Here is an 11,740-nt window from a genome sequence, read left to right on the forward strand (position 1 = left end):
AGCATGCGAAAGGCAATGCAGGCAGGAATTGTGGCTGCCGGTTTTGCAGCAGCCTTTGGCTTTTTTGGCCAGCTCGGTGACGTGCCTGTAGCTCTGGCCGCGGCTGCACAGCCGGCAGCGCAGACGGTGGGGGCTGGGCAGGCCGCGCTTGTCCAGGCCCTTCTGGCAAAGGAGAACGGGAGCCCCAGTACCGCTGGGACCGGTCAGCGCGCCCTTTCTGGTGTTGCTCTGCCCGTTCGGACCAGCCAGGCCAAAACCGCCCAGCCCGGGGCGTATCCTATGCCGGGCACCTACGAAATCAGCTACAGCCATATCCGGCTAGGGTCCGCCACCCCAGGGGCGGAGATCCATTATACCCTGGACGGTACGAAGCCCACCCAGGACAGTCCGGTGTTTGACCCTGCCAAGGGTGCCATCCCCATTTTGGAATTCGGCGCCGGGGCCAGCCAGAAACCCGGGACGGAGAAGACCGTAGTGGTCAAGGCCATTGCCTTTTCCAAGGGTGCGGCTCCCAGTGACGTGGCCACCCTCAGGTATAATTTTGTGGTACACCAGCCTGGGTACTTCAGCTATGAGGTGCTCCGGGAAGCGGCCCCTGATACCCCTGCCCTGATTCGAATCTCAGATTACGCCCGGGTCAATATGTTCCTGGTGGTGGGCTCCCAGCGGGCTCTGCTCATTGACAGCGGCCTGGACGCCAAGGGGGATTTGTATTCCCTGATTCAAAAGCTGGACGGGGGACTGCCCTTTGACGTGATTTCCCTCCATGGGCACGCAGACCATGCTGCCCAGACCCAAAACTTCCTGGATAAACATATCAAGGTGTATGTGCCCCACAAGGACCTGAGCTGGTTTGGGGACAACATTCCCCAAGGTACCCTGGATCCTCAAGAGGGAGACAAATTCGACCTGGGCAATACGGTGCTGACAGCCTACGCTGTTCCCGGCCATACGGTGGGAAGCCTGGTGCTGCTGGACGCAAAGACAGGGGACCTGTACTCCTCCGATTCCCTGGGCAGCAACGACCCCCTCGGCCCCAACTCCGGACTGTTGGACGACGTGGGGCTGGAATGCTCCATGGACCGGTATTACACGGCCCTGGTGGACCTGAAGCACAAGTTGAACGGACGGGCAAAACGTATTTTCACCGGCCACAATCCCCTGCCGCTGGACATCAAGTATTTGGATAATCTCATTGCTACTGTGAAGGATGCCCTGGACAGAGGTGAAAGCGCTCTGGTGCCCTCTATCAGACCGCCGGAATCCACCTATGGTTCCACCACCATGTTTGGCTATGGGGACTACCGGGTGGATCCCAACAGTGTGGCCATTAACCCCAAATATCTCCACGCAAAAGATGCCCTGGAAAATCCTCCAAAAATCATCAAAGGCTATCTGGGGCCTAAGACCAGAGTTTATCCGAAATTATAAGCAGCGGCAATCAGCTCCAGGCGCTGGACAAGGACCCAGCCGGACTTGCCGGGGCCGGGGAAGAACTGCTACAATATGGCGGAGAAGACCGGTTGGGCTGGGCAGAAAAGGCCTGCCGGCAGAAGGGAGAGAGCGTATGGAAGACAAACTGGCTGCATATCGAAAAGAACTGGCTGGCATTGTGGAACGCCAGGTAAAGGAGAACAGCTGGATTCAAACGGCGGTCCCTTCCCTGTATTTTGTGCGGCAGTATGTCACCACGGAACCGGAGGCCCTATTCCAAAAGCCTTCCCTTTGCATCATTCTTCAGGGGCGAAAAGAAATCGGCCTGGCCGAGGAACGCTTTCAGTATGGCCCTTCGGACTACCTGGTTTCCGCAGTGGGACTGCCGGTGACAGGGCAGATTCTGGAAGCCACCCGGGAAGAGCCGTATATTTCCCTGAAGTTGGAATTTACTTTGGACCAGCTGGTGGAGCTGCTGCCGGCGGTTCCTGGGGAGAAGCCCCAAAAGAAGCAGGACCGGGCCATTTATGTGAGTCCTTTGGAACTGCCTTTGATGGATGCTATGGCAAGGTTGGTACGTCTGGTGGATACCCCGGAAAATATTCCGGTGCTGGCGCCGCTTTATACCAGAGAAATCCTTTATTACCTGCTGCTGGGCCCCCAGGGAGCCAGTCTGCGGCAATTTGCCCTGAAGGACAGCAAGGCCTATCAGATGCAGGAAATTGTTCAGTATATTATTGCGCATTATAACGAAACCATCCGGGTGGAGGAACTGGCGCAAAAAGCCAGGGTCAGTGTGCCCACCGTGCATCGGCAGTTCAAGGAAGTTACCGCCATGAGCCCCCTGCAATTCCAAAAGAAGCTGCGGCTTCAGGAAGCCCGGCTGCTGCTGTTAAAAGGAACGGCGGAAGCTGCCGATGTGGCCTTCCGGGTGGGCTACGAAAGCCCTTCCCAATTCAGCCGGGAATATGCCCGGATGTTTGGCTATCCTCCCAAAGAGGACAGCAAACGGTTGCTGGAAGAGTATAGTTGAAGAAAAGAAAATAGAGGGTGTGAAATAATACTTATCCCCGAAAGAAAAAACGGCTTGCGAGAACAGAAAAAGTTCGCCAGCCGTTTTTTTACTTTTTATAACAGTATCTAATAAACGTCCTCAGTCAGTCCTACGGACTGCCAGCCCCTTAGTGGTTCGCAGCGCTCCAATCAGCCGCGCCCTGCGGGCTTGCTTCTTGGGCTGCTATCACATGGCTCACATTAGCCAAGAGCATTTTGATAAACTGACATGCTCTTGGATGTGAGCGCAACTCTTGAAGGGGCCAGTCTTAGACCACTACGAGTCATGTACTAAACGGGTATAGCAAAGCAACATAGTTTGCAAATATCTGCACTACCTGACTTTATTACTTGACAAGTAGCGGAATAGAATGCTTTCTGCAAACGTTGTGGTCGCGTCCAAATATCGTCATAAATTACCCAAAAGATATTTGGAATACGCGACCCATGTGATAGCGGCCTGCAAAGCAAACCCGCAGGGTGAAGTTGCGCAGCGAGCCGCGAACCACTCTGGCTTGCAGCGAACCACTGTAGGAAGTGGAGCCACAAGGCGCCGATAGAAGTTTCATTTCAAATCACCGCAAATGCAGCCCCTGCCGCTGGGCTTCCCGCATTTCTCCTTCGGTAATCATGCCCTGTTCGTTCATCCGTTCCAGTACCAGGTTCCGCCGCTCCCGGCAGCCTTCCGGGTTGTCAAAGGGGTTCAGGGCCGAGGGGGCGTAGGGGAGGCCGGCCAGGGCAGCGGCCTCGGACAGGGAAAGCTGGCTGGGCTCCAGGCCATAGTAGGTTTCGCTGGCCTGCTGCACGCCGGTGGCGCCTGCGCCCAGGAAGGTGGTATTCAGGTACATTTCCAGGATTTCGTCCTTGCTGTAGTGGATTTCCACCACCAGCGCCAGTCCTGCTTCCAGGATTTTCCGTTCCAGGGACTGTTCTGAGGTGAGCAGGTTGTTTTTCACCACCTGCTGGGTGATGGTGCTGCCGCCTTCTACTACCTCGTCTGCCTGGATATTCATCAGGATGGCCCGGAAAATGCCGTCCGGGTCAATGCCGTGGTGGGAGTAGAACCGTTTGTCTTCCACGGACACCAGGGCTTTGGGCAGCCAGGGGGACATCCGTTTTAAGGGGACCCAGTCTTCCGCCGGGATCCGGCTCCGGGTGATTTCCTTCAGGTGCCAGGACCGGTACACCAGGCGCAGGGGCCGGGGCACGTCGATTCCCGGCAGCAGCCGGGTGAGCGGGTCCTCCTGGGCCGCCGCGGCAGCAGCGTAGGCGGGCACCGGGGCAGGGCCGGCCCCCGTATGCACCACAGGGCGGGTAAGATAGTAGCAGAGTGCAGCTGAGAGCAGAATGAGAAGATAAAGCAGTTTCCGCATAAGACCTCCTGTTAGGTAGGGCGCAGGGCCGGATTTTGCAAAAAAATAGAAAAAACGCTTGTTCTTTCCTATTATAACAATTTTCTCTGAACTTATTCACCAAAAACGTGTAGATTCCTGCTGAAAGGCTTATAATAATAGTACTATCAGGACAGGAAATTCCTAAAAAAAGTGGAAAAAACGGTTGCGAATTTATGCACGAAAGTGTATAATAATTCACCATAAGGACAAAGGAGGGGATGACGGCTTGGACAATTGCATAGTGGTAAAGGTCGTTTTCCCCTGCCCGCAGCCGAGGGTGAACGACGGAAAAACTCGTGTCCTGGTGAAGCGTGCCAACTATGGCTCCGACTACCGATGAGGGTCGGACAAAACGGGAAACCCATTTTGAGGAGGAAGAAATATGCAGATAAAAAACAACGAAATGAATATCTTAGTTGAAGCACTGCCATATTTAAGCGCTTTCAAGGGCAAAACGGTTGTGGTGAAATACGGCGGCAACGCCATGCTGAACGATGAGCTGAAAAACAAGGTGCTGGAAGATATCGTGTTCCTGCACTGCGCCGGCATGAAGCCGGTGGTGGTCCACGGCGGCGGCCCGGAAATTACCGCCATGCTGAAGGCAGCCGGCAAGAAATCCGAGTTTGTCAGCGGTCTTAGGGTTACCGATAAAGAAACGGTGGAAATCGCCGAACTGGCCCTGGTGGGCAAAACCAACACTGACCTGGTGCGGCGCCTGAATATTCTGGGGGGCAACGCCATTGGCCTGAACGGCAAGGACGCCCGCCTGCTGGAAGCCAAGAAACATCTGGCTGATGTGTACGAAAACGGCCAGGTGAACCTGGTGGACATCGGCTACGTGGGCACGGTGGAAAAGGTCAATACGGACCTGATCAACCTGCTTTTGGCCCATGACTACATTCCCGTCATTGCCCCCACCGGTATTGGGGAAGACGGGGAGACCTACAACATCAACGCCGACAGCGTAGCCGGCGAGGTAGCCGGGGCCCTGAAGGCCGAAAAGCTGCTGATGCTCACCGACGTGAAGGGCATCTACGAAGACCACAACGATGAGTCCACCTTCCTGTCCACCCTGACCTTTGAAAAGGCCCAGGAACTGATTGTGAAGGGCAGCATCGACGGGGGCATGATCCCCAAGGTGAAGGCCTGCATCGCCGCCCTGTCCGGGGGCGCTGTGAAGACCCACATCATCGATGGCCGCCAGGAACACTCCATCCTCCAGGAGATTTTCTCCGACAAGGGCGTGGGTACCGAAGTGGTCAGAGACTAATGCAAGAATATACAGGAGATTGTGCCGATGAATACAAAAGAAATTATTGAACAAACGGACCATTATTATCTGCCGGTGTTTGGCAGAAACCAGATTGCCCTGGACCACGGGGAAGGGGTTCATCTTTACGACGCCGACGGCAAGGAATACACCGACTTTCTGGCCGGCATTGCCGTCAACGCCCTGGGCTATAACTACAAGCCCCTGGTGGACGCCGTGAGCGCACAGGCTGGCAAGCTGCTGCACTGCTCCAACCTGTTCTACACCGAAATCCAGGCCAAGGCCGCCAAGGAGCTGTGCGAAGCCGCCCAGTTCGACCGGGTGTTCTTCTGCAACAGCGGCGCCGAAGCCAACGAAGGGGCCATCAAGCTGGCCCGGAAATACGGCGTGAAAAAGAGCCCCAAGAAATTCAAGATCATTACCGCCTTGGATTCCTTCCACGGGCGCACCATGGAAACCCTGACCGCCACCGGCCAGGAACACTACCACGAAGGGCTGAACCCTCTGCCGGAAGGCTTTGTGTACGTGCCCTTTGGGGACGTGAAGGCTCTGGAAGCGGCCATGGACGATGAGGTCTGCGGCGTGCTGCTGGAGCCCATCCAAGGGGAAGGCGGGGTCCACGTACCTCCGGCCGGCTACCTGGAAAAAGCCAAGGAGCTGTGCCAGAAGCACGATGCCCTCCTGATGTTTGACGAAATCCAGACCGGCGTCTGCCGCACGGGTTTCTGGTTTGCCTGGATGTACAGCGGCGTTAAGCCCGACGTAATGACCACCGCCAAAGCCATCGGCGGCGGCTTCCCCATGGGAGCCTTCCTGGTCACCGAGCGTCTGGCCCACGTGTTCGCCCCTGGGGACCACGGGTCCACCTTCGGCGGCAACGCCCTGTCCTGCGCCGCCTGCTATACGGCCATCAGCGAAATGAAGAAGCTGCACCTAGACGAGCAGGCTGCCAAAACCGGCGAATACTTTAAGGCCGGGCTGAAAGGCCTTCAGGCCAAGTATCCGGACAAAATCACCGACGTAAGAGGCATGGGCCTGATCCTGGGGGCGGAGCTTTCCAAACCCGGCGCCTCCCTGGTAAAGGGCTGCCTGGAAAAAGGCCTTATCATCAACTGCACGGCGGGGAACGTCCTGCGTTTTGTACCGCCGCTGATTATTACCGAACAAGACATCGACAAACTGCTCCAGGGTCTGGATGAACTCCTGGCAGACTTCTAAAGAAAACGAGGGGAAGAACATGGCTTTAAGAAATAAAGATCTGATTTCCATCCATGATTTGTCTGTAGGCGAAGTCGCCACCATCCTGGATGTCAGCCGCAAACTGAAAAAGAAACAAAAACTGGGCGAACCCCATGAATACCTGAAGGGCAAAACACTGGCCATGATTTTCTCCAAAGCCTCCACCCGGACCCGGGTTTCCTTTGAAACCGGCTTCCATCAGCTGGGCGGCCACCCCATCTACATGACCGAGTCCACCTCCCAGATTGGCCGGGGCGAACCGGTAAAAGATACCGCCCGGGTACTGTCCCGCTTTGTGGACGGCATTATGATCCGGACCTATTCCCACGAAGCCGTCAAGGAACTGGCCGACTATGCCAGTGTTCCGGTCATCAACGGCCTCACCGATCTGCTCCATCCCTGCCAGGCCCTGACCGATATGTTCACCATCCTGGAATACAAGGACGTGCTCAAGGGCCGGAAGCTGGTGTACGTAGGGGACGGCAACAACATGGCCCATTCCCTGATGTTCGCCTGCGCCAAGGTGGGCATGAACATGGTCTGCGCCAGCCCCAAGGGCTACCAGCCGGACCCCCAGATTGTGAATATGGCCAAAATGGACGCAGCCATCACCGGCTGCACCATCAAGGTAGAAGAAGACCTGTATGAAGCTGCCAAAGGCGCCGACGTCCTCTACACCGACGTCTGGGCTTCCATGGGCGAAGAAGCGGAAAAGGAAGTCCGGGTGAAAGCCCTCCACGACTACCAGATCAACGCCGAACTGCTGAGCGTGGCCCGGCCGGACGCCATGGTGCTCCACTGCCTGCCTGCCCACAGAGGGGAAGAAATCACCGACGAGGTCATCGAAGGACCCCATTCTGCGGTATTTGACGAAGCAGAAAACCGTCTTCATGTACAAAAAGCCATTATGGCCTTGCTAATGAGTGACGAAGTGTTGTAAAGTATGTAGATAGCGTATTAACGAAAAGGAGATTGCATAGCATGGATAAAAAAGACATTAAAAAAGTCGTATTGGCCTATTCCGGCGGTTTGGATACTTCCTGTATCATTCCCTGGCTGAAGGAAAACTACAACAACTGTGAAGTCATCACCGTAACGGCTGATATCGGCCAAGGGGAAGAAGTGGCTCCTGTCCATGACAAAGCCATCAAATCCGGTGCCAGCAAAGCCTACATTCTGGACCTGAAGGAAGAATTCCTGAAGGAATATGCTTGGCCCATGGTAAAATCCGGTGCCGTTTATGAAAAGAAGTACCTGCTGGGTACCTCCATTGCCCGTCCCATTATCGCCAAATACCTGGTGGACATTGCCCTGAAGGAAAACGCTGACGCTATCGCTCACGGCGCTACCGGCAAAGGCAACGACCAGGTGCGTTTCGAACTGGGCATCAAGGCTTTGGCTCCCCAACTGAAAGTCATTGCTCCCTGGAGAGAATGGGATATCAAATCCAGAGAAGACGCCATCGACTATGCAGCTGCCCATAACATTCCCGTGCCTGTAACCAAGAAAAAGGACTACAGCATGGACCGGAACATCTGGCATCTGTCCCACGAAGGCAGCGACCTGGAAGATCCGGCCAACGAACCGAAATCCGAAATCTACATCATGACCCAGACTCCGGAAGCCGCTCCGGACAAGGACGAATACATTACCCTGGACTTTGAACAGGGCGTACCGGTTGCCGTTAACGGCAAGAAAATGTCCGCTGTAGAACTGATGGAAACCCTGAACGAAATCGGCAAACGCAATGGCATTGGCATCAGCGACATGGTAGAAAACCGTCTGGTAGGCATGAAGGACAGAGGCGTCTACGAAACTCCTGGCGGCGCCATCATCTACTATGCCCACAACGAACTGGAAAACATCTGCCTGGACCGGGCTACCTTCAACTATAAGGAAACCATCGGCATCCGCTATGCAGAACTGGTTTACGATGGCATGTGGTTCTCCCCGCTGCGGGAAGCTTTGCAGGCTTTCGTGGACGAAACCCAAAAGACCGTTACCGGTACTGTGAAACTGAAGCTGTACAAAGGCAACATCATCACCGCCGGCACTACCAGCCCGTACTCCCTGTACAGCAAGGAATACGTCACCTTCGGCGAAGACGAAGTGTACAACCAGGCTGATGCCCAAGGCTTCATCAACCTGTTTGGCCTGCCGCTGACGGTAAGAGCTCTGATGAAACAAGGGAAGTTGAAATAATGGCGAAGCTTTGGGGTGGACGATTCAGTAAAGATACCAATGCCCTGGTGGATGCGTTCAACGCCTCCATTGAATACGACCAGCGGCTGTACAAGGAAGATATCCGGGGAAGCATTGCCCATGCACATATGCTGGGCAATACCGGAATCATCAGCCAGGAAGACGTGGCCCAGATTGAAAAGGGCCTGAAGGAAATCCTGGCCGAAATCGAAGCCGGCACCTTCCAGTTCCAGACCGAGCTGGAAGACATCCACATGAACGTGGAAGCCGCCCTGACGGAAAAAATCGGGGACGCCGGTGCGCGCCTGCATACAGCCCGGAGCCGCAACGACCAGGTGGCACTGGATATGCATATGTACATGAAACGGGAAGTCACCGAGGTCATTGACCTGCTGATCCGCTTTGAGGAAGCCCTGCTGACCATGGCGGAAAAGCACCTGAAGACCCTGATGCCCGGCTATACCCATCTCCAGAGAGCGCAGCCCATTACCTTTGGACACCATCTGCTGGCGTACTTTAATATGCTGCGCCGGGATTTCCGCCGCCTCCATGGGGTGTGGGAAGACGCCGACATCATGCCCCTGGGCGCAGGTGCCGTAGCCGGCACCACCCTGCCCATTGACCGCTTCCAGGTGGCCAAGGAACTGCATTTTTCCCAGGTGTACGGCAACAGCATGGACGCCGTCAGCGACCGGGACTACGTACTGGACTTCCTGTCCTTTGCTTCCGTCCTGATGCTGCACTTGTCCCGGCTCAGTGAAGAAATGTGCCTGTGGTCCTCCACGGAGTTCGGTTTTATCGAGCTGGACGATGCCTTCGCCACCGGTTCCTCCATGATGCCCCAGAAAAAGAATCCGGACATCTCCGAGCTGGTGAGAGGCAAAACCGGCCGGGTGTTTGGCAGCCTGATGGCACTGCTCACCACCGTGAAAGGCCTGCCCCTGGCGTACAACAAGGACCTCCAGGAAGACAAGGAAGGCTTCTTCGATACGGTGGATACCGTGAAGTTCTCCCTGACCGTCTACCGGGATATGATCCTGACCATGACCGTCAACGAAAAACGCATGGCCGAAGCCGTCCATCTGGACTACTCCAACGCCACCGACCTGGCCGACTACCTGGTGCGCAAGGGCATGCCCTTCCGCAAAGCCCATGAAGTGGTGGGCAAGGCCGTGGCCAAAGCCATTGCCGAGCACAAATATCTGGGCCAGCTGACTATGGAAGAATACAAAGCTATGTGCCCCCTGTTTGAAGAAGACCTGCTGGAATGCCTGAAGCCCGAAAACTGCGTAGCAGCCCGGACCTCCTACGGCGGCCCTGCCCCCAGTGAAAATGCCAAGCAAATCGCCCTGGGCAAGGAAGCTTTGGAAAAACAGAAAGCCATTTTGGCAGAACTGCAAGAACGGTTATAAGACGAAACTCCCTGTGAGAAGTTTCGCAGTCATAACAAAAAAGTACCTCTCCTAGCGGAGGGGTATTTTTTTGGCAGGTACCCGGAAATTGCCGGAACCTGCCTGAAGAAAGAAGGAATTTGTATGAACGCTGAAAAAAATACCCTGCTGACCTGGTATCCACCGGAATATGTGGCCCAGCACCAAAAGAACCGGGCACTGGTGGCCGGTACCCCCTACGAAAAATACCTGGCCGACACTCTGGAAGTCCCTGTGGCTATGGTGGAAGCCCTGAAATGGGCACCCCTGCCGGAAAAAGCCCTGTTTGCGCCTACTAGGGAAGAACTGAACCGCTTGTTCCAGCAGCCCTACAACCTGCCGGTGGCCGGGTACGGGCTTTTGGGAAATGCTGAAAGTGGCCGGATCATCTGCTCCTTCAGCCGGCACTTTTTCCCCGGGGCCACTGCCCAGATGCTGGAATGGTGGTTTGCCTGGCATATGGGGCATGACGAGCGCTACGCTCTTTGGTCCCCCTATGCCCATGTCCGGAACCGGGTGCCCTATCCAGAACGGCTGGAAGACCCAGCCAAAACCTACGCCGAAAAGCTCTATGACCCGGAAAATCCCAACCAGGTGGTGGAGCTCACCGGCGACCAGCTCCTGAATGTGACTATCCATTTCCGGGATCCCTTTGCCCTGGGACTTACCCAGGAAACCTGGCAGCAGGGCGGCTATGGCTTTAGCGCCAGCGGCTGGTCCGATCTGCCCCAGAGCCCCGGCGTGCCCTCCGGCATGATGTTCCACCTGGGCCGGGAAGTCCCCGGCGGCCTGGAACTGATTTCCCACTACTGGCTGGGGACCCACAGGGGCATGACAAAGCTGACGGGACTCGCCCAGCAAGTGGAAGCAGCCCTCAAACAGGCCCCGGCAGTCCCGGAGGAAGCACTGCTTCAAGGCGCTTTTGCCATGTCCATGCACGATATGATCGAGTTTACCCGCCTGTCCCAGATCCTGCCTGCCCTGTACGCGGAGTTCGGGAAATAAGGACAGCTGGGGGAGCGGAGGAAAAGGCTAAACGGCTGCGTAAGGCGGCAGCTATAACAAGATAGGAAAACACCTGCAACATGTTTTCCGGTTTTTTGGCACTGCGTAGAGCAGTGCCATTTTTTGTATAGAGATGAAATGATACAAGGCCCCTGGGATAACAGGGGGCCTTGTAGGCGTGTTTCCATTGTTTCCGTTCCTTGCAATGGGCTAGTGCAAGGACCATGGTAGTGTAGGCCCAATCCGCCTTCAATTATAAACTCTTTCCGTTCCGCCCCAATCATAAAGCGGGGCAAGGATGGGGTTTCCGCCCGCTCCCGCGGGCCATATATTCCCAAAAACACCTCTACACTTTTCGCAGAAAAGTGTAGGCCATTTCCTTATTTCCATCATCTACCGTCTCTTATTCCTCATCATACCCTTTTTACACTTAACCAAACGCTTATCAGCAAAATGACCAGTGAAAAGTGTAGGCCATTTCCTTGTGCCCCTCAGCTATTGTTTCTTATTCTTCAGCCTCTCTTTTTAACGCTAAATCAATTGATTATCAGCTAAATGATCTGTGAGAAGTGTAGGCCATTTCCTTATTCTCATCATCTACAGTCTCTCATTCCTCTTTACTCCTTTTATAATCTATAAGATTAGTTTCCGCAATAAAAGCTTCTTTGAAAATGCCGTAGGCATTATAGGTTCGTAATATGTTTTAGCGTTTT

At 55.1% G+C, this 11,740-nt stretch carries 9 protein-coding genes; 8 read left to right on the plus strand and 1 reads right to left on the minus strand.

Going from position 1 to position 11,740, the window contains the following annotated elements; translation table 11 throughout:
* Positions 1-3: 3 nt before the first annotated feature.
* Together LKE88_RS12420 and LKE88_RS12425 are read left to right on the plus strand one after the other, a co-directional pair.
* On the plus strand, positions 4-1,431 hold the full coding sequence (locus LKE88_RS12420; protein ID WP_105325949.1) for an FN3 associated domain-containing protein: 1,428 nt from the start codon (positions 4-6) through the stop codon (positions 1,429-1,431).
* 136 nt (positions 1,432-1,567) lie between these two features.
* Positions 1,568-2,467: an AraC family transcriptional regulator gene (locus LKE88_RS12425; RefSeq protein ID WP_105325948.1), complete on the plus strand. Its 900-nt coding sequence runs from the start codon at positions 1,568-1,570 to the stop codon at positions 2,465-2,467.
* 595 nt (positions 2,468-3,062) lie between these two features.
* Here LKE88_RS12425 and LKE88_RS12430 read toward each other — a convergent pair.
* Complete coding sequence (locus tag LKE88_RS12430; protein ID WP_276803765.1) at positions 3,063-3,860, minus strand: transglycosylase domain-containing protein; 798 nt, start codon at positions 3,858-3,860, stop codon at positions 3,063-3,065.
* 403 nt (positions 3,861-4,263) lie between these two features.
* Between LKE88_RS12430 and argB the strand changes: the two genes are divergently transcribed.
* The 6 genes from argB (at position 4,264) to LKE88_RS12460 (ending at position 11,027) form a co-directional block, all read left to right on the plus strand.
* Positions 4,264-5,151 carry an acetylglutamate kinase gene (argB, locus tag LKE88_RS12435; RefSeq protein ID WP_105325946.1) on the plus strand — a complete coding sequence of 296 codons (888 nt, stop codon included), beginning with the start codon at positions 4,264-4,266 and terminating at the stop codon, positions 5,149-5,151.
* A 27-nt stretch (positions 5,152-5,178) separates the two neighbouring features.
* The gene (locus LKE88_RS12440; RefSeq protein ID WP_105325945.1) at positions 5,179-6,369 is read left to right on the plus strand and encodes an aspartate aminotransferase family protein; all 1,191 of its coding nucleotides are present in this window, start codon (positions 5,179-5,181) and stop codon (positions 6,367-6,369) included.
* A 19-nt stretch (positions 6,370-6,388) separates the two neighbouring features.
* Positions 6,389-7,330 (plus strand): ornithine carbamoyltransferase, encoded by a 942-nt coding sequence (argF, locus tag LKE88_RS12445; RefSeq protein WP_105325944.1) that lies wholly within the window; start codon positions 6,389-6,391, stop codon positions 7,328-7,330.
* A 41-nt stretch (positions 7,331-7,371) separates the two neighbouring features.
* Positions 7,372-8,592 (plus strand): argininosuccinate synthase, encoded by a 1,221-nt coding sequence (locus LKE88_RS12450; protein WP_105325943.1) that lies wholly within the window; start codon positions 7,372-7,374, stop codon positions 8,590-8,592.
* Positions 8,592-10,004, plus strand: coding sequence for an argininosuccinate lyase (gene argH / locus LKE88_RS12455; RefSeq protein ID WP_105325942.1), 1,413 nt, complete (start codon positions 8,592-8,594; stop codon positions 10,002-10,004). The genes LKE88_RS12450 and argH overlap by 1 nt, the downstream gene beginning before the upstream one ends.
* Positions 10,005-10,127: 123 nt before the next feature.
* Positions 10,128-11,027: a DAPG hydrolase family protein gene (locus LKE88_RS12460; RefSeq protein WP_118286978.1), complete on the plus strand. Its 900-nt coding sequence runs from the start codon at positions 10,128-10,130 to the stop codon at positions 11,025-11,027.
* Positions 11,028-11,740: the final 713 nt, after the last annotated feature.

It is taken from the genome of Acidaminococcus hominis (assembly GCF_022484025.1).
Taxonomy (GTDB): domain Bacteria; phylum Bacillota; class Negativicutes; order Acidaminococcales; family Acidaminococcaceae; genus Acidaminococcus; species Acidaminococcus hominis.

Excerpts from the sequence above, each read along its gene's own strand:
- LKE88_RS12420 (WP_105325949.1), top strand. The coding sequence starts at position 4 with ATGCGAAAGGCAATGCAGGCAGGAATTGTGGCTGCCGGTTTTGCAGCA.
- LKE88_RS12425 (WP_105325948.1), top strand. The coding sequence starts at position 1,568 with ATGGAAGACAAACTGGCTGCATATCGAAAAGAACTGGCTGGCATTGTG.
- LKE88_RS12430 (WP_276803765.1), bottom strand. The coding sequence starts at position 3,860 with ATGCGGAAACTGCTTTATCTTCTCATTCTGCTCTCAGCTGCACTCTGC.
- argB (WP_105325946.1), top strand. The coding sequence starts at position 4,264 with ATGCAGATAAAAAACAACGAAATGAATATCTTAGTTGAAGCACTGCCA.
- LKE88_RS12440 (WP_105325945.1), top strand. The coding sequence starts at position 5,179 with ATGAATACAAAAGAAATTATTGAACAAACGGACCATTATTATCTGCCG.
- argF (WP_105325944.1), top strand. The coding sequence starts at position 6,389 with ATGGCTTTAAGAAATAAAGATCTGATTTCCATCCATGATTTGTCTGTA.
- LKE88_RS12450 (WP_105325943.1), top strand. The coding sequence starts at position 7,372 with ATGGATAAAAAAGACATTAAAAAAGTCGTATTGGCCTATTCCGGCGGT.
- argH (WP_105325942.1), top strand. The coding sequence starts at position 8,592 with ATGGCGAAGCTTTGGGGTGGACGATTCAGTAAAGATACCAATGCCCTG.
- LKE88_RS12460 (WP_118286978.1), top strand. The coding sequence starts at position 10,128 with ATGAACGCTGAAAAAAATACCCTGCTGACCTGGTATCCACCGGAATAT.